The sequence below is a fragment of the Chitinophaga horti genome (genome assembly GCF_022867795.2).
GTDB classification, from domain to species: Bacteria; Bacteroidota; Bacteroidia; order Chitinophagales; family Chitinophagaceae; genus Chitinophaga; species Chitinophaga horti.
Genome location: NZ_CP107006.1, coordinates 4,842,173 through 4,867,164, shown reverse-complemented (window position 1 = coordinate 4,867,164; position 24,992 = coordinate 4,842,173). Strand labels below are relative to the sequence as shown.

At 50.2% G+C, this 24,992-nt stretch carries 19 protein-coding genes and 1 pseudogene; 8 read left to right on the top strand and 12 right to left on the bottom strand.

Annotation, left to right across the window (positions count from 1 at the left end):
* Positions 1–17: 17 nt before the first annotated feature.
* Positions 18–725, bottom strand: coding sequence for an SAM-dependent methyltransferase (locus tag MKQ68_RS19530; RefSeq protein WP_264280571.1), 708 nt, complete (start codon positions 723–725; stop codon positions 18–20).
* Positions 722–1,486 (bottom strand): EI24 domain-containing protein, encoded by a 765-nt coding sequence (locus tag MKQ68_RS19525; protein WP_264280570.1) that lies wholly within the window; start codon positions 1,484–1,486, stop codon positions 722–724. Before MKQ68_RS19525 ends, MKQ68_RS19530 begins: the two co-directional genes overlap by 4 nt.
* A gap of 82 nt (positions 1,487–1,568) precedes the next feature.
* Between MKQ68_RS19525 and MKQ68_RS19520 the strand changes: the two genes are divergently transcribed.
* On the top strand, positions 1,569–2,192 hold the full coding sequence (locus MKQ68_RS19520) for a DNA-3-methyladenine glycosylase (RefSeq protein ID WP_264280569.1): 624 nt from the start codon (positions 1,569–1,571) through the stop codon (positions 2,190–2,192).
* On the opposite strand, the gene MKQ68_RS19515 is transcribed toward MKQ68_RS19520, so the two are convergent.
* From MKQ68_RS19515 to MKQ68_RS19505, 3 genes are all read right to left on the bottom strand, one after another.
* The gene (locus tag MKQ68_RS19515; RefSeq protein WP_264280568.1) at positions 2,189–3,205 is read right to left on the bottom strand and encodes a PorP/SprF family type IX secretion system membrane protein; all 1,017 of its coding nucleotides are present in this window, start codon (positions 3,203–3,205) and stop codon (positions 2,189–2,191) included. The genes MKQ68_RS19520 and MKQ68_RS19515 overlap by 4 nt on opposite strands.
* A 122-nt stretch (positions 3,206–3,327) precedes the next feature.
* Positions 3,328–3,981 carry a uracil phosphoribosyltransferase gene (upp, locus tag MKQ68_RS19510; protein WP_244842457.1) on the bottom strand — a complete coding sequence of 218 codons (654 nt, stop codon included), beginning with the start codon at positions 3,979–3,981 and terminating at the stop codon, positions 3,328–3,330.
* A gap of 131 nt (positions 3,982–4,112) precedes the next feature.
* Complete coding sequence (locus tag MKQ68_RS19505) at positions 4,113–6,020, bottom strand: vWA domain-containing protein (protein ID WP_264280567.1); 1,908 nt, start codon at positions 6,018–6,020, stop codon at positions 4,113–4,115.
* An 88-nt stretch (positions 6,021–6,108) separates the two neighbouring features.
* Between MKQ68_RS19505 and MKQ68_RS19500 the strand changes: the two genes are divergently transcribed.
* Positions 6,109–7,245, top strand: coding sequence for an anhydro-N-acetylmuramic acid kinase (locus tag MKQ68_RS19500; protein ID WP_264280566.1), 1,137 nt, complete (start codon positions 6,109–6,111; stop codon positions 7,243–7,245).
* Between the two features lie 57 nt (positions 7,246–7,302).
* On the opposite strand, the gene ade is transcribed toward MKQ68_RS19500, so the two are convergent.
* A complete protein-coding gene (ade, locus tag MKQ68_RS19495; RefSeq protein ID WP_264280565.1) occupies positions 7,303–8,931 on the bottom strand; it encodes an adenine deaminase in 1,629 nt (542 codons plus the stop codon).
* 79 nt (positions 8,932–9,010) lie between these two features.
* Here ade and MKQ68_RS19490 point away from each other — a divergent pair, with 79 nt between their 5' ends.
* Positions 9,011–9,733: a LolA-like protein gene (locus MKQ68_RS19490; protein WP_244842454.1), complete on the top strand. Its 723-nt coding sequence runs from the start codon at positions 9,011–9,013 to the stop codon at positions 9,731–9,733.
* 49 nt (positions 9,734–9,782) lie between these two features.
* Here the strand turns inward: MKQ68_RS19490 and MKQ68_RS19485 are convergent, their stop codons facing one another.
* Positions 9,783–10,787 (bottom strand): helix-turn-helix transcriptional regulator, encoded by a 1,005-nt coding sequence (locus MKQ68_RS19485; RefSeq protein WP_264280564.1) that lies wholly within the window; start codon positions 10,785–10,787, stop codon positions 9,783–9,785.
* A 141-nt stretch (positions 10,788–10,928) separates the two neighbouring features.
* Here MKQ68_RS19485 and MKQ68_RS19480 point away from each other — a divergent pair, with 141 nt between their 5' ends.
* The gene (locus MKQ68_RS19480; RefSeq protein ID WP_264280563.1) at positions 10,929–11,516 is read left to right on the top strand and encodes a hypothetical protein; all 588 of its coding nucleotides are present in this window, start codon (positions 10,929–10,931) and stop codon (positions 11,514–11,516) included.
* A gap of 435 nt (positions 11,517–11,951) precedes the next feature.
* Positions 11,952–12,587 (top strand): peroxiredoxin, encoded by a 636-nt coding sequence (locus MKQ68_RS19475; RefSeq protein ID WP_264280562.1) that lies wholly within the window; start codon positions 11,952–11,954, stop codon positions 12,585–12,587.
* Positions 12,588–12,680: 93 nt separating this feature from the next.
* Here the strand turns inward: MKQ68_RS19475 and MKQ68_RS19470 are convergent, their stop codons facing one another.
* From MKQ68_RS19470 to rlmN, 3 genes are read right to left on the bottom strand one after another with little or no spacing between them, the layout of a single operon-like run.
* Positions 12,681–13,403 (bottom strand): RluA family pseudouridine synthase, encoded by a 723-nt coding sequence (locus MKQ68_RS19470; RefSeq protein WP_264280561.1) that lies wholly within the window; start codon positions 13,401–13,403, stop codon positions 12,681–12,683.
* Between the two features lie 51 nt (positions 13,404–13,454).
* Positions 13,455–15,158, bottom strand: coding sequence for a pseudouridine synthase (locus MKQ68_RS19465; protein ID WP_264280560.1), 1,704 nt, complete (start codon positions 15,156–15,158; stop codon positions 13,455–13,457).
* A 43-nt stretch (positions 15,159–15,201) separates the two neighbouring features.
* Positions 15,202–16,272 carry a dual-specificity RNA methyltransferase RlmN gene (rlmN, locus tag MKQ68_RS19460; RefSeq protein WP_264280559.1) on the bottom strand — a complete coding sequence of 357 codons (1,071 nt, stop codon included), beginning with the start codon at positions 16,270–16,272 and terminating at the stop codon, positions 15,202–15,204.
* Between the two features lie 155 nt (positions 16,273–16,427).
* On the opposite strand from rlmN, the gene MKQ68_RS19455 reads away from it, so the two are divergent.
* On the top strand, positions 16,428–17,633 hold the full coding sequence (locus tag MKQ68_RS19455) for an acetyl-CoA C-acyltransferase (protein ID WP_264280558.1): 1,206 nt from the start codon (positions 16,428–16,430) through the stop codon (positions 17,631–17,633).
* An 83-nt stretch (positions 17,634–17,716) separates the two neighbouring features.
* Here MKQ68_RS19455 and MKQ68_RS19450 read toward each other — a convergent pair whose 3' ends face one another.
* Positions 17,717–18,304, bottom strand: coding sequence for a sigma-70 family RNA polymerase sigma factor (locus MKQ68_RS19450; protein WP_490715592.1), 588 nt, complete (start codon positions 18,302–18,304; stop codon positions 17,717–17,719).
* 876 nt (positions 18,305–19,180) lie between these two features.
* Here MKQ68_RS19450 and uvrA point away from each other — a divergent pair.
* Positions 19,181–21,997, top strand: coding sequence for an excinuclease ABC subunit UvrA (uvrA, locus tag MKQ68_RS19445; protein WP_264280557.1), 2,817 nt, complete (start codon positions 19,181–19,183; stop codon positions 21,995–21,997).
* 112 nt (positions 21,998–22,109) lie between these two features.
* On the opposite strand, the gene MKQ68_RS19440 is transcribed toward uvrA, so the two are convergent.
* Positions 22,110–22,559 (bottom strand): DUF4293 domain-containing protein, encoded by a 450-nt coding sequence (locus MKQ68_RS19440; protein ID WP_264280556.1) that lies wholly within the window; start codon positions 22,557–22,559, stop codon positions 22,110–22,112.
* A 110-nt stretch (positions 22,560–22,669) separates the two neighbouring features.
* On the opposite strand from MKQ68_RS19440, the pseudogene MKQ68_RS19435 reads away from it, so the two are divergent.
* Positions 22,670–24,981, top strand: a pseudogene (locus tag MKQ68_RS19435) (NADP-dependent malic enzyme).
* Positions 24,982–24,992 lie beyond the last annotated feature (11 nt).

Below are 24,992 nucleotides of genomic sequence, written 5' to 3'. Positions count from 1 at the left end.
TATTTCCACCAGTACATCTACGCCATCAGCAAAAATATCGCCGGCCGCTTATGCAACGGTGGCTCCGGCAGTTTCTTCCAGGCGGCTACCGACATGGTACGAATGTATTCTTCCGGAGCGGTAAGGTCCGCAGCAATGCAGAGCATCGTTTGGTCTTTACAGCTAGCGAGTACGTCTTTCAACATCTGCCCGTTCCGGTAAGGTGTCTCGATAAATATCTGCGTTTGCCCGTTCTTCTGTGATTGCAGTTCCAGTTCCTTAATGGCCTTTCCCCTTTCCGGTGACTTCACCGGCAGGTAGCCTGTAAACTGGAAGTTCTGCCCGTTCATGCCAGAGGCCATCAACGCCAGCAGGATCGAGCTGGGGCCTACCATGGGAACAACGGTGGCGCCAATGCTGTGCGCCGCCTGTACCACCAGGTTGCCCGGGTCCGCAATAGCGGGGCAGCCGGCTTCACTCAGGATGCCTACATCTTTACCGGCCTGTAATGCTTTCTTCGCAACGTTCAGGTCGGGTGGATGGTTCTCGTGCATCAGGTGTAGTTCCAGTTCATCGATATTGATCTGGCGGTCCAGCGCTTTCAGGTAGCGGCGGGCTGTACGTTCGTTCTCTACAAAAAACACTTTGATCTGCCTGGCGCGCTCCGTGATGTATGGAGGAATGGAAAATAATGCATCAGGACTCAGCACAGTAGGCAGCAGGTATACTTTTCCGATAGTACTCATGGCAGGCGTTGTTGTTGTAAGTGAATAGTAGCAGCAATCACCGCATAACAGGGCGCTACGATCCAACCGATAATGGGTACGAACATCATGATATAAAATACCAGCCCGTTCCCGATGGCCATGCCCCGGTGCTGACCGATATACACAATGCTCTGCCGCATACTCCAGCGGCGGCGTTCGAAGCTGTAGTCCATCATCGAAAATCCGAAATAATAACATTCGATGATCAGCGCGACCAGCGGCGTAATCCAGCCTACTACCGGGATAAACGCCAGCAGGAATATCGCTGCCATGTACATGCTCTGGTACAAGAGATTACGGAACGATAAACGGATACCGCGTGCAATGTCTTCGAGCAACTGCTTCCAGCTAAAAGGAAAATCTTTATGCTGTATGATAGCTTCCGTTTTTTCGGACAGGTAAGCAAATACCGGCGAGCCGACGATCAGGAATAAATATTTGAAGAAGGAAAAGTAAAGTAGCAGCAGGATAATACGCACCGAAAAGCCCAGCAGCAGGAATATAAAATTCACCCAGCTGTTCTCCAGCTCGGCCATCCACATCTTTAACGGCAGCAGGTTAAACAGGAACTCCACGAAGTCGCCGGAGTAACTCCACACGAAAATAATACCCAGTATGAACAGCAAACAGTAGATCACACCGGGAATGATGATCCACTTCCACAGCTTGTGCTTAATGATAAATTGATGCGCCTTGCCATAAGCCTGCAACGCGCCCAGGAACTCTCTAAACGAAAACAAAACCGATTAAATTTTTATATGTGACATAATGTGCATTACCAGTAACTTAGATCAGTATTCTAAATTAAATCATTTTTTCAGGATGGCTAAAATCGCCCGCGACTTTTACGAACAGCAGGACGTGTGTAAGATAGCAAAATCATTATTGGGAAAGCTGCTGGTAACAGAATTTAACAGTATGCGAACAGCTGGTATCATCGTGGAAACCGAGGCTTATGCCGGTGTGAAAGACAAAGCTTCGCACGCTTATAACGCCCGTCGCACGGCGCGTACGGAGATCATGTATGCGGCGGGCGGCGTAGCTTACGTATACCTGTGCTACGGCATTCACCACTTATTTAACGTAGTCACCAATAAACAGGATGTGCCGCATGCCGTGCTGGTACGCGCGCTCGAACCGGTAGAAGGTATCGACATCATGCTGGAAAGATGTGGTAAAAATAAGCTGGATTACACGCTTACGGCCGGCCCCGGTAGTCTTACGAAAGCGCTTGGCATCCGAACGAATTATACAGGCATAGATTTAACCGGCAATGAGATCTGGATAGAAGACGGCCCGTCAAAACTGCCCGCCTCTCAAATAGTGGCCGGCACCCGCGTTGGCGTTGCCTATGCAAAGGAAGATGCGCTGCTGCCCTATCGTTTCTCCGTAAAAAAAAGCCCCTGGGTTAGCAGGGGCAAAGGCTTAGACAGTCTTCCGCTTTAGAAGCGTGGACATAATGTTTTATACTTAGCGTTTTCGTTGTGTCGACGAATGTAAATGAGTGACAGCTCAAAACCACCGCGGTACTGTGAAGCGGGCTTAAGTGTAGATACGTTCAGGTCGTAGCTCATGCCAACTGTAAGACCATTCAGCTCCAACGCTACGTAAGGATTGATCGCATCTTTCAAACGATACCAGCTGCCGATATAAAAAGTGGTGGGCGTTTCGGGCATGCCGTTCAGCAAAAAGCCGTAAGCACCGCCGAAGGCCGTTTCCGTTGCTTCGTTCTGGCGCATGTAGTGACCGCTCATGTGAATACGGTTGTTGCCATTTACCGGGAACGAACCGCCCGCCTGGAACGTGTAACGGTAACTCAGGCGATTGTTGTTCTGGCTCATGAAAGTTTCAGTAGGCTGTGTAATATGGTAATAAGAAGCACCAAGGTACAGGTTAGAGTTTTCACCCACCAGGCCGTTGTACAGCAGGCCCACGTTAAAATCGGGGTAGCTGATGCTCGGGTTCGGAATATTTTCGTTGCTGGGAATCGTTGGATTATAACCGGTATTATCAATCTGGTTTTCAAAAATCAGTTTGGAAGGATCTATTCGTTTGGATACCCAGGCCACCTGTACGCCCAGTCCCAATGTATGCAGTCCCTCCGGATCAAGACCTTTATGGTATGCTGTACTTAAACCAATGTAGTTCGACGTGAGTGCGCCGGCCCCGGTTTTATCGTACAAACCAATCACCCCAACGCCCCAGATGTCGTTATAGGCAATTACATCTTTTAGAATAGAAAAGTCGGCGGATACTGTGCCTGTGATAAAAGGGGAGGCAATACTACGCCACTGGGAGCGGTAGTTGGCCGCCAAACGGAAGTCTCCGGAAAAATAGCCCGTAAAGGCCGGGTTAAATGTCAGCGGCGACGCAAAAAATTGCGTAAAGTGAGGGTCCTGTGCGCTGGCAGGCCGTATCAGGAAAAAGATTATGGCTAAAGATAGTAGTAATCGTTTCATACAGGTTATTCGTATAGGGTAGACACGCTTAGACACTATACAATGTGAAATTACACGAATAATGTCATATTTCAAATTAAAATTATATAATACGCTTCGATTTTTATACTAAAAATTGGCTCTTACTGCTGCATTTTTGACCCGAATGCCAGGTCACCTGCATCACCCAGTCCGGGAACAATGTATCCCTTAGCCGTTAATTCATCATCCACATCGCCTGCCCAGATAGTTAAAGGCACATCTGCATTTCTTTGTACGTATTCGATGCCAATAGTACACGCAATGGCGGTAACAATATGAATATGAGCCGGTTTGCCAAAAACGGTGAGGTGTTCGATCGTTTTCACCAGTGAGGCGCCGGTCGCCAGCATAGGGTCCGAAAGAATAAGTACTTTATCATCTAAAGCCGGGCACGAAACATATTCCAGGCTGATATCGAAGGAGCCGTCGCGGTTGTGTTTCCGGTAAGCAGAAATATAAGCGTGGTCGGCACGGTCGAAATAATTTACTAAACCCTGATGTAACGCTAACCCCGCCCGTAATATTGTACCGATTACCGGCTGATTTTTTACGACCATACAATTGGCAGTGCCTAGCGGCGTCTGCACTTCCTTGTCCACAAAAGTCAGCATCTTACTGATCTCATAGGCCGCTACTTCACCTAGTCTTTCCAGGTTGCGGCGGAACCGCATCCGGTCATTTTGTACTTCTACATCGCGTATATCTGCCAGCCAGTCGCCTACGAGAGAGTTTAATTCGCTGAGATTAATGATCATGCTAACACCGTTTTACCGTTTCAAAATACCACTTTATTGCCAATTCGGCTGCAAAATACGTGTTGTTTTAAAAAGAAGAAGCGGCCTGAAGGCCGCCCCGGTATATAGAAGACACATCCTAACGGAAAAAGTTAATCTGCCATGGCCACTGTTGGTTTCAGCAAAGCGGCCTTTTTAACCAGCTGAATAAACTCGGCACGGTATCCCTCCGTATCCTCGCCCTTGGCCGTGGTAGCTAGCTGCAGCACATGTTCGTAGCTTGATTTACCTTTAAATTCGGAGTTACGCAACAGCATCCCGAACTCGGCTACTGCTGCCGCCATGCGAAAGTCTGCCGGTGCAGCGTCTATCCTTTGCATATTGCTGGTGAGTACTTTGCTTAAAAGGATGCTTTTACGCCCTTCTGGTTGTTTGTAACGCACCTTTACAGTCAGCACCTCGTTCCTGGCGTCCCTGGCTTTCGTGGGGATGTACTCCTGGTACTTCAGCGGGTCAATTTCATTCGGTGCCACTCTGCCCCCGGCGGGCACGATCTCGTATAAGGCCGTAACGGTATGCCCTGCCCCCATATCACCCGCATCTTTTTTGTCGTTGTTAAAGTCTTCGTCCTGCAACACGCGGTTTTCGTAGCCAATGAGGCGGTACGACTGTACCATCACCGGGTTGAACTCCACCTGCAGTTTCACGTCTTTCGCAATGGTAAACAGTGTACCCCCAAACTCTGTAACGAAAATGCGACGTGCTTCTTCGAAGTTATCGATGTAGGCATAGTTGCCGTTCCCTTTGTCCGCCAGGGTTTCCAGCTTATTGTCTTTGTAATTGCCCATGCCTAAGCCCAGTACAGACAGGAATATGCCGGTTTCCCGTTTGGCCTCTATCAGTCGCTGCATCTCTCCATCACTGGAGGCACCTACGTTAAAGTCGCCGTCGGTCGCGATGATTACGCGGTTATTCCCTTTTTCGATAAAGTTTTCGACTGCTACTTTGTAAGCGAGTTCGATACCTGCGCCACCGGCGGTAGAGCCGCCTGCTTCCAGCCGGTTCAATGCATCCAGGATCTTCATCTTTTCGTCACCGGAAGTCGAAGGCAATACCAGCCCGGCCGCCCCGGCATACACGACGATCGCCACTTTGTCTTTCGGGCGTAATTGTCCTACCAGCGCGGTCAACGCCTGTTTCACCAGCGGCAGCTTGTTCTGGTCCGACATGGAGCCGGATACGTCGAGCAGGAATACAATGTTGGAGGCAGGCAGCGCTTTTACATCTACAATTTTGCCCTGTATGCCAATGCGCACGAGGCGGTTGTCGCTGTTCCACGGACATATAGCCATATCTGTATGGATCGCTACCGGATCGGCGGTGGTGGGAGGCGTGTATTTGTAATCGAAATAGTTGATCAGTTCTTCGGTGCGCACCGCATCTATAGGTGGCATCATGCCCTGGTTCAGGAAACGGCGAACGTTGGAATAGGATGCCCTGTCCACATCAGACGAAAAGGTGCTTAATGGTTGCTTCTTCACCTGGTGAAAGATGTTTTCCTGGATGCCGCTGTAATCTTCTGTATTAAACCTCGGCGCGGGGGGCGCCATTTGTTTACTCTTGCGGCTGTGGCTCATTTCCGCGGCTGCGATAGTGCTTACGCTGCCGGTGATCGCCCTTTTGGGCTGCGTGGCGTAGCCTACCACCACCACATCCTGCAACATTTGGGTGGCAGGGCTGAGTGTGAAGTTTATCGTGGTATCCCGCTTACCGTCTGGCAACGTAATGGACTGCGTATTATAACCGAGGAAAGTGCCATCCAGGATGGTGCGTTTCCGTGGCACCGTGAGTTTGTACCCTCCGGTCGGACTGGTAGTGGAACCCGATTGTGTGCCGTTAATGCGCACCGAAGCGCCGGCTATAGGCTGCCCGAGTTCGTCGTAAACAATGCCCGTCACTACGCGAGTGAGCGGTTGCGAGGTATTGGCAGCAGGACGGCTTTGCGCAAAAGAGGCGCAGGCAGCACTGATGACCAGCAGGGTGGCGAGTAACTTTTTCATGGAATGTTCTTTTGATCTGTGAGCAGGATGCAGGCGAAAGGGCGTATTCCATAAACCGTGGTCATTTTTTTCAAACTTTCTTCCGCCAATGAATTTACCTTTGCCACAAAAAAGAACAGTAATGGTATATAAGGTGATCGGTTTAATGTCTGGCAGCTCGCTCGATGGATTAGATGTGGTATTCGCAGAATTGACGGAAGTGCGCGGGCAATGGACTTACCAGATATTGGCAGCCGACTGCCTGCCTTATTCCCCCGAATGGCTGCAACGCCTTTCTAACGCCACGCAATTGCCGGCGCAGGACTATATGCTGTTGCACAGCGCGTACGGTCACTACCTGGGCGAGCAGGTAAACGCCTTCATTCAGCAACATCAGCTGGACCACCAGGTACATTTCATCGCTTCGCACGGCCATACCACTTTTCACCAACCCGCTCAACGCATGACGGCCCAACTGGGCGACGGTGCGGCGATCAGCGCGGTAACCGGCCTGCCTGTTATCAGCGATCTGCGTGCGATGGACGTAGCGCTGGGCGGACAAGGTGCGCCTATCGTTCCAATCGGTGAAAAGCTGCTGCTGCCCGGCTTTGCCGCCTGGCTGAACCTGGGCGGTATCGCCAATATATCTTCCGAAACAGCTGTAGGCGACTTTGTTGCTTTTGATATTTGTCCGGCTAACCGGGTGCTGAATGCCCTGGCGTCGCAACTCGGCCGTGCTTACGACGAGAATGGCGCACTGGCAGCAAATGGGGTGGTAGATGAAGCCTTGCTTGCCCGCCTGAATGCCTTGCCTTATTACGGACAATCTTACCCTAAATCGCTCGCCAACGAGTTCGGGACAGACGTAGTGCTGCCCATGATCGCGGAGCATTCGATCTCCATACAAGGTAAACTGCGCACCTACGTGGAGCATATCGCGCAACAGGTATACGAAGCTATCCTGAAAGTGCATCCAGGTATAACGCCTGCCACGCCAGCCAGGAAACTGCTGATTACAGGCGGCGGTGCATTTAACACCTTCCTGGTACAACGGATCCACGATAAACTGGAACAATTGGGCATTGATGTGGTGGTGCCGGACGAACAGACGGTCGCTTACAAGGAAGCCATCATCATGGCCCTTATCGGCGCATTACGCTGGAGGCAGGAGGAAAATGTGCTGTCATCCGTGACAGGTGCATCACGCAGCAGTGTGGGCGGTGCTTTGTGGATGGGGCAATCCTGATTACATAACAAATTAATAGTAGCCGGGCTGTGGATTAAACCGCAGCCCGGTTTTATTTTAATACACGGGTGTAAAGGCAAATTTATCGCCATCGAACAGCCCGAGGTCGCTGAGTTTCAGGTGCGGAATTACCAATAGCGCCATGAACGACAATGTCATAAAAGGTGCGTCCAGCGTGCTGCCCAGTTGTTTGGCGGCTTTGTCCAGCTCACTGTACCGGCGCGCTACTTCGTACCCGTCCAGGTTGCTCATTAACCCGGCTACCGGCAAAGGTAGTGTTTGGGTAGATGCGCCGCCTGTAGCCGTAATACCGCCCTGGCAACGAATGATCTCGTTTACAGCTTCGCACAGCGCTTCGTCGTTCGTACCCACTGCAATGATGTTATGGCTGTCGTGCGCCACCGACGACGCGATGGCCCCTTCTTTCAAACCGAAATTGCGGATGAAGCCGAGTGCGACAGGCGCAGGTTTGTAGCGGTTCACGACGGCTATCTTCAGCACGTCCTGTGTAACGTCTGAGATGATGGCATTGTTGATGACAGGCAGCGTGGCTTCCAGCGAATTGGTGATCAGCTGCCCTTCCAGAGCCTCCATTACTTTTACCTTGATACATTCGCCTGTGGCGGATAGGATGAAGTCAGACGGCTGGTGCGGCTTCGCGTCGAAGTAGTTGACAGGTTCCGAAGGCACGCTGTTGATGAGCGTTTTGCCAGCTTCGGCCACCTTTTGTCCGTTGATGTAAGTAGATAGGATGTTGAATTGTTGTAAATCATCTACCACGATAAAATCTGCCGGGTCGCCGGGTTGCAGCAGGCCTACGTCCAGTTGGTAATGTTTAACGGGGTTGATGCAGGCCGCCTGTAATATCTTGTACACATCTTTGCCCCTGGCCAGCGCACGTTTTACCAGTACGTCGATATGTCCTTCTTCGAGATTGTCCGGGTGTTTATCGTCACTGCAAAACATGATATTGGCATAGTGCTCATCCAGCAGCGGTATCAATGCCTCGAAGTTGCGGGCGGCGCTGCCTTCGCGGATCAGTATTTTCATGCCGTGCTGCAGTTTGTCCAGCGCTTCTTCGGCAGTAAAACATTCATGATCGGTGCTGATGCCGGCGGAGATGTATTTACGGGCGTCTTCGCCACGCAATCCGGGTGCATGGCCGTCTACGGGTTTGCCGTACTTTTTTGCGGAGGCAATCTTGGCCATCACTTCCTGGTCGCCAAACAACACACCAGGGAAATTCATCATTTCCGAAAGATAAACGATGTCCGGCCGCTGCAGCAGCGCGTCTACATCCGCCGATGTTACTGCCGCGCCGGCGGTTTCAAAGGTGGTAGCCGGTACGCAGGAAGGTGCGCCGAACCAGAATTTGAAAGGTACCTGTTTACCGTTCTCCAACATATATTCCACGCCTTTTACGCCCAGTACGTTTGCTATTTCATGCGGGTCCGATACGGTGGCTACCGTGCCATGCACCACCGCCAAACGTGCAAATTCCGACGGTATGAGCATAGAGCTTTCCACGTGTACATGCGCATCGATGAAGCCGGGCAATACATATCCCGTCGCACTTTCTGCTGCAGTAATATGGCGGATCAGGCCATTTTCAACGGAGATGTGGGCAGGATAGGTTTTTCTTCCCGGAATGTCCACCAGGTTGGCGGTAAGCGTAAAAGTGTTCATGGCGTAAATCTAATGGTTTTGCTTATCTTTAACAGGATGGCCATCGTCATCCTGATTAAACCATTCTAAAATTGAATTTATGAGAGCTCTTAAAATGTTAGCCCTTTCGCTGGTAACACTAACTACGGTGATCGGAGCAAAAGCACAGACCGCCGACGAAGTGATTGCCAAAAACCTCCAGGCAATGGGCGGCGTTGAAAAATTGAAAGCATTGAACTCCGTTTATTTCGAAGGTAACATGGAAGTTCCCGGCGCAGAACTGCCGCTTAAACTTCGCCAGATCAACAATAAGGCGATGCGCATCGATTTTGAATTCAACGGTACGGAAAATATACAGGTAGTAACAGCCGATGGCGGCTGGATGCTGCTGCCCGTGCAGAACATGACCTCACCTATGGACATGCCCGCCGATCAGCACAAAATAGCCAAACGCGGCCTGTCACTCGGCGGTGAACTGCTGGATTACAAAGAGAAAAACAAAAAGGTAGAACTGCTTGGTAAAGAAACCACCAACGGCCAGGAAGCTTTTAAACTAAAAGTTACCGATGCCGACGGCACCGTTACTACTTTCTTCATCGATGCCAGCACTTATTACGTAGTGCGCAGCGAAACAAACATCAGCGCCGGTGGACAGAGCATCACGCTGAAAGTAACTTCCAGCGACTACCGCAAAACACCCGAAGGATATGTGTTTCCTTACGTAACCACACAGGAGTCTGTAGGTCCGGCGGTTAACTTCAACATTTCTAAAGTGGAAATCAACAAACCCATCGACGAGGCTATCTTCAAGAAGCCTGCGTAAGCTGGAACAAATAGATATGAAAACGGCCGGTGTATATACCGGCCGTTTTTTATTTGTATAATTGCTGCATTGCTTCTGCTTCTGCTGCCATTCGCTGTGCGAGCGAGGCTGGCTGCAATACCTTCACATTCGCCCCGTAACTGAGTAGCAGCATCTGCAACTCCGGGTTAATCACCACACTTAACGTTACCCTGCATTCTTCCTCGTTATCGATCGTAGTCTGTTGTGTGGGATGTAAAGGCTGTGACTTCACATATTTACCCTGCAACGGTGTAAACGACAGCTCGATCAGTTCGGGCGCGCCTACAGGCACCGTAATGCCAATAGCGTGCTGGAAATAACTGGCGTCGTCGAAATTCTTCTGGTCGAAGTGTTTGTTCGTCGGCCATATTTCTACCATGCGGTCCAGCGCAAACGTAAGCAATACGCCTTCCCGTTCTTTCTGACTTTTACCGATCAGGTAGAAACGATGCTGGTATTCGCGAACATGATATGGTTCCACCCAATGTTCTTTCGGTTCGTTGCGGCCGAAGCTTTGGTATGCGATGCGGATTACCTCCAGGTTTTTGATCGCGTCCACGATCGTGGCGATGTGTTCGGCTCCTTTATATTGATTCGCGCGGCTGAATTTGATGAGACCCTGGTTTTCCAGGTTCTCCCTGTTCATTTTAAGGCCTGCGGCGATTTTCAGGATAGCGTCTTCGAACTGTTGAATAACGGGCAGACTGCGAAATTGCTCCAGTATGCCGATCGCGATTTCCAGTCCCTGCAGATCTGCTTCATCGATAGGGATGCTGCTGATCGAAAAGCTGTCATCTGTATAATGATAAGCCTTGGTTTTGCGGTCGTATTCGATAGGGGCCATGTAATTGAGTTCCCTGTCGCTGCGCATATCCTGGATGTCTTTCTGCATCGTGCGCATAGAGATGTCCGAATCCATTTTGTCGGATACGTACCTGATAAGGTCTTCCAGGGTAGGCCTGGGGAGGCGCTTGTTGCGCAGGCGCTCGTCTATCCATCTGTAGCGGGAAAGGGCGTCCTTGTTTTTAGGCATACAGGCTAAAATTTGAAGTCTAAAAGTAAGGCAATTTGACCGGGAGCGTATTTTTTTTCAATTTTTTCTGATGAGAATTTACCACGCAAATCCTGTGCGTAACGACCCTATACTTTTGTATTGTTCTTAATCGAAATGAATATGAAAAAGGTAACAACACAAATAGCAAGGGTTCAGGAAGCAGCGGCCATCTCTGTAGGCCAGATCATACTTGACAACTCCCATTATCTTACGATATGGGGTTACCTGCAAACAGCCGATGGCTGGAAGCGTTGTGATTTCGTAACCAACTACGAGGTACTCAATAACATGTTCCGCGCGATGGAAGAAAAGAGCGAAGCCGTGCAAATGGCGATCGTTCAGAAGCTGGAACAAATGCAGGATGGTCCTGAACTGATCGATCTCGAAGCACAGTTCGGCGCACCAGTGGTGTTCGATAACATCCGCTTCAGCCTTTCCAAACCACACTATACCCGCGAAGATGAGTGGGTTGATTATGTAAATGAATATTGTTTTTATATCGACAGTGCCGAAGTACTGCCAGCGCCTGCCGCACCTTACACGGAGGAAATCGGTAACTGCATGAGTCAGCTGGCACAGTGTTATTCACTGTACCTCGGTTACCTGGAACTGGAGTTTGACGAAGCGTCTGCCCGCCAGGACGCCGCTTTGACCGACGATGTGAAGTTCACCCTTGCTTACTACGCCTGGAAGCAGGAAGGGAACTAATCGCTGACCTGACACTAAAGAACTTAAAAATAGTAACATGATTGCGGTGCGTGGCATTGTTTGTTCATCCCCAAAATGCCCTTGTTTGTTACCCAATGAAGCCCTCTAAAGACCACCACGTTCCGCAATCATCAGCTTATCCGGCCCCGGACGATCATATGAACGTACCCCAAAATTCTTCTTTTTTTACTGCTACAAAGTCCGGGGCCGCTTTTTTCGGGAAAGCATTAGCCATAAAAATATCTGAAAGTTTTTTTGCTTGAAATACCTCCTTTTTGGAGGTGAAGTCGCCCTGAAACGCCCTGCTGGCAAGGGGTGGTTGGCTACACTGCAATATCATGGCTCCATTCATCAAAAAAAACTGGAAAAAAAGGCTGATAAGTCTATAATATTTATAGGAAATTGGTATTTTTGATACCGTAAAACTGATATGACATGAGTTTAAGGTTAGGTGATATAGCTCCAAATTTCAAGGCTCAGACCACTAATGGCGAAATAGATTTCTACGATTACCTGGGCGAAGGCTGGGGTATCCTGTTCTCTCATCCCGCAGATTTTACACCTGTTTGCACAACTGAATTGGGAAAAACGGCCCTCCTGAACGGCGAGTTTGAAAAACGCAATGTGAAGGTGCTGGCATTAAGCGTTGACCCACTCGACAAACACAAACAATGGGTAGGCGATATCAACGAAACGCAAAGCTGCGACGTTACTTTCCCGATCATTGCTGACGAAGACCGTACCGTAGCGAACCTCTACGGCATGATCCATCCGAATGCTTCTGAAACATTTACCGTTCGCTCCCTGTTTGTGATCGGTCCTGATAAAAAGGTGAAACTTACCCTCACTTATCCTGCCTCTACCGGCAGAAACTTCGTAGAAGTGCTGAGAGTAATCGATAGCCTGCAGCTTACCGCTAAATACAGCGTGGCCACACCGGCCGACTGGAAAGATGGTGAAGATGTGATTGTAGTACCTGCGGTACCAACGGAAGAAATTCCGAACCGCTTCCCGAAAGGACATAAAATTATTAAACCTTACCTGAGAACAACACCTCAGCCCAACAAATAAGGTTTACAAAATATTGGGGCGTAACACCCCCTGAATTGTTTTTTTAATGGTTGGTTTTTGATTTTACGAAACGGGGATTTTTCCCCGTTTTTTTTATGCCTTGTGTTTACGGAGCTGTTGCAGCACTGCCTGCATATCCTTTGGCAATGGGGCTTGCAGCGCATGATCCGTTCCGTGAGCGTCTTTAAACCGCAACTCGAAAGCGTGCAGGGCCAGGCGGCTCAGCATCGGCCGTTCTTCTTCCGTATGTTTCCCCAGTTTGAACTTCTTCTTGATAGCCGACAGTTTAATGGGCGTCGCTGTTCCGTACAGTTCATCTACCGCGATGGGGTGACCCAGGTATTTCATATGCACCCTGATCTGGTGCGTACGACCAGTATGTATCTGCAGTTTCACCAGGCTGTAAAGGCTGAAGTTTTCCAGCACTTCGTAGTCGGTAAGCGACGGGCGGCCTTTTGCATTGGTCACCATTTTACCCTTTTGTACGGGATGTTCCATAATCGGCTGGTCTACGCTGCCTTTATCATTTGGAAGCTCGCCGTTAATAAGCCCCAGGTAAAACTTCTGTACGCCTCTCGATTCAAATAACTGGGAAAGGAATTTATGGGCTGCTTCGTGTTTGGCAAACAGGATCAGGCCACTGGTATCGCGGTCGAGGCGGTGTACCGTGTAGATCTGTTCGTATTTCTTCTTTAGCATGCCCTGCAGGGACGAAAGTTCATTGTCGTGCCTGTCCGGGATGGTGAGTAGTCCGGACGGTTTATTCAATGCTATAAAGTCATCGTTCTCAAACAGGATGATATCTTCAATGCGCATAAGGAGATATGTAGTAAAAAACAGTCCCGGTGTGGCCGGGACTGTTAGCGATTATTTAAAATGTTTCAGCAGGATCACTTCTTTTTCTGTGAGGAAGCGCCATTTGCCGCGATTGATATTCTTTTTGGTAAGGCCGGCATACATCACACGGTCCAGTTTCTCCACCTTATACTCCAGGTGTTCGAAAATGCGACGTACGATGCGGTTTTTACCGCTGTGGATCTCGATGCCGATCTGTGATTTGTCTTTGTTATCGACATACCCCAATGCATCTACGTTGGCTACACCATCTTCCAGTTCAACACCTTGCAGGATCTTTTCAAAGTCCGCTTTGGTGAGCGGTTTATCCAGCCCTACATGGTAGATCTTTTTGATGTTGTGTTTAGGATGCGCCAATTTCTGGGCGAGGTCGCCATCGTTGGTGAGCAGCAGCAAGCCGGAGGTGTTGCGGTCCAGGCGGCCAACAGGGAACACTCTTTCATCGGTAGCGTCGGCAACCAGTTCCATGACGGTCTGGCGGCCTTCCGGATCATCCGTGGTGGTGATGTAACCTTTCGGTTTGTTCAGCAGCACGTACACGAGGTTCTTGGAGATGGTTAGCTTCTTCTCGTTCAGTTTCACGAGATCGCGCGGCGTCACTTTGGTGGCTGGTTCCAGCACCTGTACACCGTTAACGGTTACTTTACCATCTTTAATATAATCAACCGCCTTTCTGCGGGAGCAGAGGCCGGAGTGTGCCAGGTACTTGTTCAGCGGCATTTCGTCGCTGCTCTCTTTAGGCGCATTTTTATCTCTTACTTCGATGCGTTTGCGCCCAGGTTTGCGATCGTCTTCCGTTTTCTTCCTGCGGGAAATAGTACCACGCGTTTCTTTGCCCTCAGGGCGACGGCCTTTCTCTGCCTTTTCGCCTTCTTTGCCATAAGGCGCGTCATCCGTCCAGTTATCGTCTATCGTTTTGCTGAAGTCTGGAAGATCTTCGCGCAGATCGTCACGTTTAGGTTTGTCGCTGGCCCAGATGTCTATTCCATCGAAGAAGGATTTAGGTTTATCATCAGCGCCTTTGCGGCCTTTGCGTGCATCTTTATCTTTAGAGAAAGATTTTTTGTCTTTGTCGCCGAATGATTTACGGTCTTTATCGAATGGCTTCTTTTCGCGGTCGCCGAACGATTTACGTTCACCGTCGAAAGGCTTTTTCTCGCGATCGCCGAATGATTTACGTTCACCGTCGAAAGGCTTTTTCTCGCGATCGCCGAATGATTTACGTTCGCCGTCGAAAGGCTTTTTCTCGCGGTCGCCGAACGATTTACGTTCACCGTCGAAAGGCTTTTTCTCGCGATCGCCGAATGATTTACGTTCGCCGTCGAAAGGCTTTTTGTCACGGTCGCCGAATGGCTTTCTGTCTTTGTCGAATGGTTTTTTGTCGCGGTCCCCGAAAGATCTGCGGGGTTTGTCGTCGTCGCCAAATGACTTGCGGGATTTGTCAAAAGGTTTCTTGTCGCGGTCGCCGAATGGCTTCTTGTCGAAAGGTTTGCGGTCGCCGGAAGCTTTCTTTTCAAACGGCTTACGGTCTCCTCTGAAAGGCTTTTTGTCGGATGCATCATCGCTGTCGTTGTCGCGGAACTGTTCTTTCGGCTTCTTCTCGAACTTTGCGAAAGGACGTGCGCTATCCGTTTTGCGGGCATCTGACTTGTTTTCCTTGAATGGTGAAAAGCCCTTACCGGTGCTTTTGGAAATGCCTGGTTTGTTTTTCTTCATGTTGTATGTTTAGCATGCTGCATTCCTGCAGTAAGAATTTTGTTTATGCCAGTTCGCCTTCGGCGGCCATGGACTGGTTGTCCTTGTTGGCCAGCTGACCGCAGGCTGCGTCGATGTCTTTACCACGGCTGCGGCGAAGACGAGCATTCACGCGATTTTTCCCGAGATATTCCATAAAGCGCTGCGTCGTTTCGGCCGAAGGTTTTTGGAAACGTGCGTTATCGATCGGGTTGTATTCGATGATGTTTACCAGGTCCACAGGCACCTGGCGGTATATTTTGATCAGCTCGTCCGCATCTTTCAACGAGTCGTTGAAATTGTGGAAGAGAATGTATTCGAAAGTGATCTCGTTATTGGTGGCTTTGTAGAAGTAGTTCAGTGCTTCCACCAGGTTTTTGAGATTGTTCGTATCGTTGATCGGCATGATCTCGCTACGTTTCTGGTCATTGGCTGCGTGCAGCGACAGGGCCAGGTTGAAACGCACCTGGTCGTCCCCCAGTTGTTTGATCATTTTGGCCACGCCGGCGGTGGATACCGTAATACGGCGGGGCGACATGCCCAGGCCATCCGGGGACGTGATTTTTTCGATGGACTTCAACACGTTTTTATAGTTCAGCAAAGGCTCACCCATACCCATGTATACGATATTAGTAAGCTTTTTACCGGAAGATTCGAGCGCCTGCTGGTTAAGCAGTGCCACTTCATCATAAATTTCGTCGTGGTTGAGGTTGCGGCGGAGTTTCATGTAGCCTGTAGCGCAGAATTTGCAGCTGAGGCTACAGCCCACCTGGGAAGATACGCAAGCCGTCTGGCGGCTTTCGGTAGGGATCAGTACCCCTTCTACCAGCTGGCCATCCTGCGTTTTGAAGCGCGTTTTGATCGTACCGTCGCTGCTGTGCTGCGTGAGGTCGATCTTGATCGCAGGCAGCTCAAAATGTTCTTCCAGGGCAGTGCGTAACTGCTTGGAAATGTTGGTCATAGATTCAAAATCACGGGCATGGCGCAGCCACAACCACTCGTACACCTGCTTGGCGCGGAACGGCTTCTCGTTGATCTGTACAAAGTATTCCTGTAATTGCTGCAGGCTCAGCTCACGTATATTTTGCTTCCTCATTTCGCTGCAAAGGTAGTTCTAAAAAAGGAATATCCCGTGAATGGGCTGTTAATACAAATGTAATCTTTATTTAACGATGAGGCAGGTAACCGGCTGATTTATATGAAGTTAGTCGTTTTGATCACGTTTTGCCGGGAAATGCTACCTTTAGCAGCATGTTACGAAAAACTGTTTACATCGCCGATGCGGTGCGGTCGCCCATAGGCCGTTACGGCGGCGCCCTTAGCTCCATCCGTCCAGACGATCTGCTGGCCCTGATGCTTTCCTCGCTTGCCAACCGTAATCCCGGGCTGGACCCGGCAGCCATTGAAGACATTATTGCCGGTGCCACCAACCAGGCCGGTGAAGATAACCGCGACGTAGCCCGTATGGCCGCGCTGCTGGCTGGTTTCCCGGTTTCTGTGGCAGGCAATACCGTCAACCGGCTGTGTGCTTCCGGATTACAGGCAATTATGGATGCCGCCCGTGCCGTAATGTGTGGCGAAGGCGACGTATACATCGCCGGTGGGGTAGAAAGTATGACTCGTGCACCCTTCGTAATGGGTAAGGCCGAAGGAGCTTTCAGCCGCCAGGCCGAGGTATTCGATTCGACTATCGGCTGGCGTTTTACCAATAAACGGCTGGCCGCTATGTATCATCCTTATTCCATGGGTGAAACGGCGGAAAACGTGGCCCGGCAGTGGAACATTGCCCGTGCCGACCAGGATACCTTTGCCCTGCGCAGCCAGGAAAAATACAAAGCCGCGCTGCTGGCTGGTAAGTGGGAGGACGAAATCATTCCCGTGGAGATTACCCCTAACAAACAGGAGCAGGTGATCTTTTCGCGGGACGAGCATCCACGTGACACCTCGCTCGAGAAGCTGGCCGGCCTTAAACCAGCCTTTGCAAAAGATGGTTCTGTGACCGCAGGCAACTCCGCCGGCATCAACGATGGCGCGTCAGCTGTATTGATCGTATCGGAAGAAGCGCTCCAGCGTTTCCAGTTACGGCCGCTGGCACGCATCAGCTCGATGGCGGTGGCCGGTGTGGACCCTGCGATCATGGGGATTGGTCCCGTGCCGGCTACGCAGAAGGCGCTTGCCCGTGCGGGTATTGGCGTGAAAGACCTGGATATTATCGAGTTAAATGAAGCTTTTGCGGCACAGGCACTGGCTTGTATACATGAATTGCAGCTGGATCAGCAGAAGATCAACCTGAATGGCGGCTCTATCGCGATCGGGCATCCATTGGGATGCAGCGGGGCGAGGATCGTTACGACGTTAGTACATGAAATGAGACGGAATGCGGGTGCGAAGCTGGGGCTGGCCACGATGTGTGTGGGCGTTGGACAGGGGGCTGCGATTGTGCTGGAGAAAGTGTAGAAACTGACAGGCGTACCTGGAAAAGAGAATAACGAGCGGTCGGATTTGCATCAGGCCGCCCGTTGATGGCAAGCAAAAGGGTTTTACAAACAAATCTGTTTCTCCGTCATCATCTTCCGGAGGTTGATCAGACCGTAACGCATACGGCCTAATGCAGTATTGATGCTCACCTGTGTGAGGTCAGCAATTTCTTTAAAACTCAACTCGGCGTAGTGGCGCAGGATAATCACTTCACGCTGTTCCTCAGGCAGCATGTCCAGCATTTTGCGCACGCTGTCGTGGCTCTGGCGGGTGATCATCTTTTCTTCTGCACTGGACTCTGAGAAGCTGAGTACATTGAAAATATCTTTATCGTCGCTGGTTTTGATCAGCGGTGTCCGTTTGATTTTCCGGAAGTGGTCTACACAGAGGTTATGCGCAATACGCATAGCCCAGGGAAGGAACTTACCTTTTTCGGTATAGCGGCCGGCACGAATGGTATCAATAACTTTAATGAAAGTGTCCTGGAAGATGTCTTCCGCGAGGAATGCATCTTTTACGAGCAATACGATAGAGGTATAAAGCTTGTCTTTGTGCCTGTAAACCAGTTCTTCAAGGGCGGAGGAGTGCCCTTTGCGGAACAGTGTAATGAGTTGTTCGTCGTTGAGTTTGTACATTACTTGCATAAACATTCTCCCAAATAGCGGTTATTAAATAGTACGGACCAGTAACAGTCTGTAGGTGTTTAAAAGACTTTTGAGTAGAGGTTTATGCTATAAGCGTACTTGTTTACAGGTTTGAGTAATAAATTACAGTCAATGCAAATATAAAGGAATTGTTGAATAAAACAACAGCGATCCGGTCAAATTTGCCCCCTGTTGCGCAAAAATGACACGAAAATATCATAAAACGCCTGCCATGGCCGAGTCAGCTGTAGGTAGGCTGTGTTCGCCTGGGAGTCTATGGATTACAAATACAGGTGTAAACCCTAATCCGGATTATCTCACACGGGTGTAAACCAATTTTAGGACGTGACACAACGGCTCAGATAACTCTCACATAACTCTCACATAACTCTCGGATAACTCTCACATAACTTAAACCGAATTTTTTTTGCGGCAATTGCGACATCTGACGACCATTGCGACATCTGGCGGCACTTTGCGACAGATCCCAATCGTCTGGCGCAAGTCGGGCCTTATCTTTGCTATATGCTGGCTACTTCGGCGCTGGCGACCAGGGTAACTGCCGTACAAGTATGTGATCTTTAAATTTGTGCTGATGAGGCGAATCCACGAAGTGGATGAGCATCGCTTCCGCCGTCATTGCGACTGACAGGAAGCGAACCTCCGCTTCAGTCTCCGCGCTAATAAGGGCAGCCATGAACTACTTCTGCGAAGACTGAACACGAGGGTGGCTTCACTTTGTTCAAAAAGCTTTGCCGACTAGCGAAACTGCCGTACAAGTGAGTGACACAACGGGGGCTGAAGAGGGCGCTCCAGTCGGTGAAAAAAGAGTAGAAAAGGGGATGTTTTCGTGAGCTGAACAATCGTTACATTTGTATTTCTATGCGTACAAAAGTTAAGACCCAGGAGCAATTAATTGATGAGGAGATAGTTAGTCCGCAGGACCATATTTTGATCAAGGGTGCGCGCACGCACAATTTGAAAAATGTGACTGTTTCGATACCCCGGAATAAGCTGGTGGTGGTGACGGGCGTGTCCGGTTCGGGCAAATCCTCGCTGACGATGGATACGCTGTTCGCCGAAGGCCAGCGCCGCTACGCGGAAAGCCTCAGCGCTTATGCACGCCAGTTCCTCATGCGAATGAACAAACCGGATGTGGATTACATCAAAGGGATTTGTCCGGCCATCGCGATCGAGCAAAAGGTGATCACGCGTACACCGCGCTCGACGGTAGGTTCCATGACGGAAATTTACGATTATCTCCGCCTGCTGTTTGCAAGAGCAGGTAAAACATACAGCCCGGTTTCGGGCAATCTCGTGAAAAAACATGAGGTGGCAGACGTGGTGGACTTCATCAGCAAACTCAAGGAAGGCAGCAAGGTGCATATCATCGTTCCGTTCCCGCATCACGCGAAACGTGAGGTGTCTGAAGAACTGAATATCCTGATGCAGAAAGGCTTTTCGAGGCTTTACCTGCCCGCAAAGGAAGGCGGCTCGCTGCAACGTATCGAAGAATTGCTGGAGGATAAAAAGCCAAAGGTGCCGAAGGATGCGTACGTGCTGATCGACCGTATCGTGGTGCGTAAGTTCGACGACGATGAAAAACATCGTATTGCGGATAGCGTGCAGACGGCTTTTTATGAGAGCGAAGGGGAATGTCACCTCGAGGTGGATGGGCAGCTGCAACCTCGTTTTTCGAATCGTTTCGAACTGGACGGATTACAATTTGAGGAGCCGGTACCGAACCTGTTTTCTTTCAACAATCCGTACGGTGCCTGTCCTACCTGTGAAGGGTTTGGACAGGTATTGGGGCTTGATAAAGACCTGGTGATCCCCGACAAACGCCTGAGTGTTTTCGAAAACGCGATCGCGCCATGGCGTGGGGAGAAGATGGGAGAGTACAAAGAGGCGCTCATCAAAGTGGCGCGTAAGTTCAACTTCCCGGTCCACAAACCGATTGCGGAGCTGAGCGATGAACAGTATGAGCTGTTGTGGACGGGCAACGAACATTTTTACGGCCTCAACGAGTTCTTTAAAATGGTAGAGCAAAACCTGTACAAGGTGCAATACCGTGTGTTACAGGCCCGCTACCGCGGTCGTACCGTTTGTCCGACCTGCAATGGGGCACGCCTTCGTAAAGAAGCGTTATATGTAAAAGTGGGCGGTACCGATATCGCCAGGCTGGTAGAAATGCCGGTGGAAAAATTAAAAGTATGGTTCGATAGCATTGAACTGAATGAATACGAGCAGCAGGTATCCAAACGTATTATGCTGGAAATTAATCACCGGCTGAAAACGTTGCTGGATGTGGGTTTGAGTTATCTTACCCTGAACCGTGTGGCGAATACCCTGAGCGGTGGCGAAAGTCAGCGTATACAGTTAACGCGTACACTGGGCAGTAACCTTACCAACTCGCTGTACATCCTGGATGAGCCGAGCATTGGTCTGCATGCACGCGATACCCATCGCCTCATCGGCGTGTTGAAAGAACTGCGCGACCTCGGTAACACGGTGGTGGTGGTAGAACACGACGAGCAGCTGATGGCCGAAGCCGATTACATTATCGACATGGGGCCGCTGGCGAGTCATTTGGGTGGTGAGGTAATATTTGCCGGTACGCACGATGAGATACTGAAAGATGCGAAGAGTCTGACGGGTAAATATATGAGCGGTGCTTTACAAATAGAGCCGCCGTTACAGGTGCGTAAGTGGAAGAAGTTTATCGAGGTGGAAGGCGCGCGTCAACACAACCTGAAAAACATCGATGTGAAGTTTCCGTTAGGTGTAATGTGTGTGGTGAGTGGCGTGAGCGGATCGGGCAAAACCACGCTGGTAAAGCAGGTGTTGTACCCCGCGTTGATGAAAATGAAAGGCGAGTTTACCGACAGGGTAGGTCAGCACCGGGCGATCAAAGGCAATGTTGAAGATATTACGCAGGTGGAAATGGTAGACCAGAACCCGATCGGTAAATCATCCCGTTCGAACCCGGTAACCTATATTAAAGCCTACGACGAGATCCGCGACCTGTACTCCAAACAACCGGTGAGTAAGATGCGTGGGTTTCAGCCCAAACATTTTTCCTTTAACGTGGATGGTGGCCGTTGCGATACCTGTAAAGGGGAAGGCGAAGTGATCGTGGAAATGCAGTTCCTGGCAGATGTACACCTGCAATGTGAAAGCTGCGGTGGTCGTCGTTTTAAAGAGGAAGTGCTGGAAGTGACCTACAAAGGCAAAAACATCTATGATGTGCTGGAAATGGGCGTGGACGATGCGATCGAGTTTTTCAAAGAGGAGAAAGATGTAGTGAATAAGATACGCCCGTTAAGTGATGTAGGTTTGGGTTATGTGAAACTGGGACAATCGTCCGATACCTTGAGCGGTGGCGAGGCACAGCGCGTGAAGCTGGCGTCGTTCCTCGGTAAAGGCCGGGCGCAGGGGCACATCCTGTTCGTGTTCGACGAACCGACAACGGGTTTACACTTCCACGACATCCGTAAGTTGCTGGCATCGTTCAATGCGTTGATCGACCAGGGCCATTCCATCCTGGTAATCGAGCATAACCTGGACGTGATCAAGTCGGCTGACTGGGTGATAGACCTGGGGCCGGAAGGCGGCGAGGGCGGTGGAACGCTGTTGTACGCCGGGGTGCCCGACGGGTTGAAGAAGGTGAAAGAAAGTTATACAGGTAAGTTTTTGTAATAGAGGCGGGCGGTGTTAACACCGCCCGTTTTGTTTCCCCCCACAAAAAATACGCCCGGCAGCAACTGCCGGGCGTATCTATTAACACTTTTTGACTAATCATTAGCATTTTTTACCTCAACCTATCCAGGGACTTGATCAATTTCTCATCTTTGTAAATGCCTCGTGCTGCCAGTATCAGCAGGATGAGCATCAGTACCGGCAGGAAAGCTGCCGGGAGATACGACGAAGAAATGATCTGCTGGCCCTTTTGTTCGAGTGCATTAGCAGTGGCCTGTACCTTGAAATATTGTAAAATGATCGCTGCCGCGGTTAAGAAAACATTCAGCACGGTGAGGCGGAATTGCAGCTTACGATTTTTGTAAAGGAAAATGCAAAGCAGCGCGAGCGCTACAATTACCATGTACACGATGAAAACAAGATAGCTCTCCTGTGCGTTAAAGTACTTTACATAAGTCGATGTGCCTGCATTTACATTCGCTTTCCAAAGGTTGTAGAACCAGGTAGCGGCGCCCGCTCCGGCGGCCAGCAAAAGATAAAGGCTTTGTATGCGTTGTATCATTATCTCCAATTAGTTAATAATGTAAAAGTAAATAAATATTACGAACCAGCACGAACGTTCTACGGGCGGTAGTGCCAGACTTCGTATATTGCACGCCCAATTAGGAATTTATGGCAAGAAAACTAAACAAGCAGGATGCGCTGGATTACCACGCAAACGGTAAGCCAGGGAAGATTGAGGTCATTCCTACTAAAAACACCAAAACACAATGGGACCTATCGCTCGCTTATTCTCCCGGCGTAGCTGAGCCCTGTAAAGAGATTCATGCAGATGTGGAGAATGTGTACAAGTATACCGCGAAAGGCAACCTGGTAGCGGTAATCAGTAACGGAACGGCTGTACTCGGGCTCGGGGATATTGGTCCCGAAGCGTCTAAGCCGGTGATGGAAGGAAAGGGTGTACTGTTCAAAATATTTGCCGACATCGACGTATTTGATATTGAGCTGAACAGCCGTAATGTGGACGAATTTGTACAGGTTGTGAAAGCGCTGGAGCCCACTTTCGGTGGTATTAACCTGGAAGATATTAAAAGTCCTGAGTGTTTCGCGATCGAAGAACGCCTGCGCCAGGAGCTGAAAATACCGATCATGCACGACGACCAGCACGGCACGGCCATCATTTCCTCGGCCGCCCTGCTTAATGCGCTGGAGCTCGTCAAAAAGAAAATAGAAAAAGCGAAGTTCGTGATCAATGGTGCCGGTGCCGCCGCCATGGCCTGCGTAAAACTCTACGTAGCGCTGGGTGCGAAGCCGGAGAACTTCATTATGTTTGATAAGGACGGGGTGCTGAACAAGGCCCGTACCGACCTGGACGCAATGAAACAGGTGTTTGCCACTTCCTCCAAAGCGACCAATCTTACCGAAGCGCTGAAAGGTGCCGACGTGTTCGTGGGTTTATCGGTAGGTAACGTGGTAACCGCTGAAATGGTGAAGCTGATGGCCAAACACCCGATCGTGTTCGCGATGGCGAACCCCGATCCGGAAATTCCGTACGAAACCGCGATCAGTGCTCGTCCGGACATTATCATGGCTACCGGTCGCTCCGACTATCCGAACCAGGTAAACAACGTACTCGGGTTCCCTTATATCTTCCGTGGCGCACTCGACGTGCGTGCTACGCAGATCAATGAGGAAATGAAGCTGGCAGCGGTAAGAGCGCTGGCAGAGCTCGCAAAGTCGCCTGTACCCGATATCGTAAACCTGGCCTATAACGAGAAAAATATCGTGTTTGGTCCCACCTATATCATTCCCAAACCGCTCGACCCGCGCCTGCTAAGCACTGTAGCCCCGGCTGTGGCAAAAGCGGCGATGGACAGTGGCGTGGCTACTGCGCCGATCACGGATTGGGAGGGTTATAAAGATGTGCTCAACAAACGCCTGGGACTCGATAACCAGCTGTTCCGCGTTATCGGTACCAAAGCCCGCAAAGATCCACGCCGTGTGGTATTTGCCGAGGCCGATAACCTGAAGATCCTGAAAGCAGCGCAGGTAGTGAACGACGAAGGCATCGCCTTCCCGATTTTGCTGGGTAACGAAAAGAAGATCCGCACCCTGGCTGCCGACAACGGTATTGATATCGACGGTATCGAGATCATCGATCCGAAGAGCGATGAAATGCACGATAAACGCCACTATTTTGGAGAGCTGTTCTTCAAAAAGCGTCAGCGTAAAGGCTTCAATCTGTACGAGGCGAAAAAGATCATGCGTGAGCGTAACTACTTCGGTTGTATGATGGTGGAAACAGGAGAGGCCGATGCGCTCATCTCGGGTTTGACCAGGAAGTATCCTGATACCATTCGTCCGGCTTTGCAGGTGATCGGTATGGAAGAAGGCGTGAAACGTGTGGCGGGTATGTACATCATCAACACCAAACGCGGACCGCTGTTCCTGGCCGATACCACGGTGAACTTCAATCCAACGGCGGAAGAGCTGGCGGAAATCACCCTGATGGTAGCCAAAGAAGTACGTCAGTTCAACCTTACGCCCAGGATCGCGATGGTATCTTACTCAATTTCGGTTCCAGCCAAACGCCGGAAGCGCAGCTGGTGAGCAAAGCCCGTGAACTGGTGAAGCAAAAGGAACCCGGACTGTGTGTAGATGGTGAGATACAGGCGGCGATGGCCTTTAACAAAGAGATACTGAAAGATAACTACCCGTTCTCTGAACTGATCGAAGGTGATACCAATACCCTCATCTTCCCGAACCTGACGGCAGGTAACGTAGCCTACAACCTCCTGCAGGAAGTAGCGGGTTTCGATGCGATTGGTCCGGTGTTGCTGGGTATGAAAAAGCCCGTGCACATCCTGCAGTTGGGCAGTACTGTTCGCCAGATCGTGAACGTGGTGCTGATCGCTGTCGTGGACGCGCAAACGAAATGTTGCCGCAACGACGAGGGCGAAAAGAAAGGGAAAAAGAAGAAGTAATTAACACCCCC

Excerpts from the sequence above, each read along its gene's own strand:
- MKQ68_RS19455 (WP_264280558.1), top strand. The coding sequence starts at position 16,428 with ATGTTACGAAAAACTGTTTACATCGCCGATGCGGTGCGGTCGCCCATA.
- MKQ68_RS19505 (WP_264280567.1), bottom strand. The coding sequence starts at position 6,020 with ATGAAAAAGTTACTCGCCACCCTGCTGGTCATCAGTGCTGCCTGCGCC.
- MKQ68_RS19470 (WP_264280561.1), bottom strand. The coding sequence starts at position 13,403 with ATGCGCATTGAAGATATCATCCTGTTTGAGAACGATGACTTTATAGCA.
- MKQ68_RS19480 (WP_264280563.1), top strand. The coding sequence starts at position 10,929 with ATGAAAAAGGTAACAACACAAATAGCAAGGGTTCAGGAAGCAGCGGCC.
- MKQ68_RS19530 (WP_264280571.1), bottom strand. The coding sequence starts at position 725 with ATGAGTACTATCGGAAAAGTATACCTGCTGCCTACTGTGCTGAGTCCT.
- MKQ68_RS19465 (WP_264280560.1), bottom strand. The coding sequence starts at position 15,158 with ATGAAGAAAAACAAACCAGGCATTTCCAAAAGCACCGGTAAGGGCTTT.
- upp (WP_244842457.1), bottom strand. The coding sequence starts at position 3,981 with ATGATCATTAATCTCAGCGAATTAAACTCTCTCGTAGGCGACTGGCTG.
- ade (WP_264280565.1), bottom strand. The coding sequence starts at position 8,931 with ATGAACACTTTTACGCTTACCGCCAACCTGGTGGACATTCCGGGAAGA.
- MKQ68_RS19475 (WP_264280562.1), top strand. The coding sequence starts at position 11,952 with ATGAGTTTAAGGTTAGGTGATATAGCTCCAAATTTCAAGGCTCAGACC.
- MKQ68_RS19490 (WP_244842454.1), top strand. The coding sequence starts at position 9,011 with ATGAGAGCTCTTAAAATGTTAGCCCTTTCGCTGGTAACACTAACTACG.
- uvrA (WP_264280557.1), top strand. The coding sequence starts at position 19,181 with ATGCGTACAAAAGTTAAGACCCAGGAGCAATTAATTGATGAGGAGATA.
- MKQ68_RS19500 (WP_264280566.1), top strand. The coding sequence starts at position 6,109 with ATGAATTTACCTTTGCCACAAAAAAGAACAGTAATGGTATATAAGGTG.
- rlmN (WP_264280559.1), bottom strand. The coding sequence starts at position 16,272 with ATGAGGAAGCAAAATATACGTGAGCTGAGCCTGCAGCAATTACAGGAA.
- MKQ68_RS19450 (WP_490715592.1), bottom strand. The coding sequence starts at position 18,304 with ATGTTTATGCAAGTAATGTACAAACTCAACGACGAACAACTCATTACA.
- MKQ68_RS19485 (WP_264280564.1), bottom strand. The coding sequence starts at position 10,787 with ATGCCTAAAAACAAGGACGCCCTTTCCCGCTACAGATGGATAGACGAG.
- MKQ68_RS19520 (WP_264280569.1), top strand. The coding sequence starts at position 1,569 with ATGGCTAAAATCGCCCGCGACTTTTACGAACAGCAGGACGTGTGTAAG.
- MKQ68_RS19515 (WP_264280568.1), bottom strand. The coding sequence starts at position 3,205 with ATGAAACGATTACTACTATCTTTAGCCATAATCTTTTTCCTGATACGG.
- MKQ68_RS19440 (WP_264280556.1), bottom strand. The coding sequence starts at position 22,559 with ATGATACAACGCATACAAAGCCTTTATCTTTTGCTGGCCGCCGGAGCG.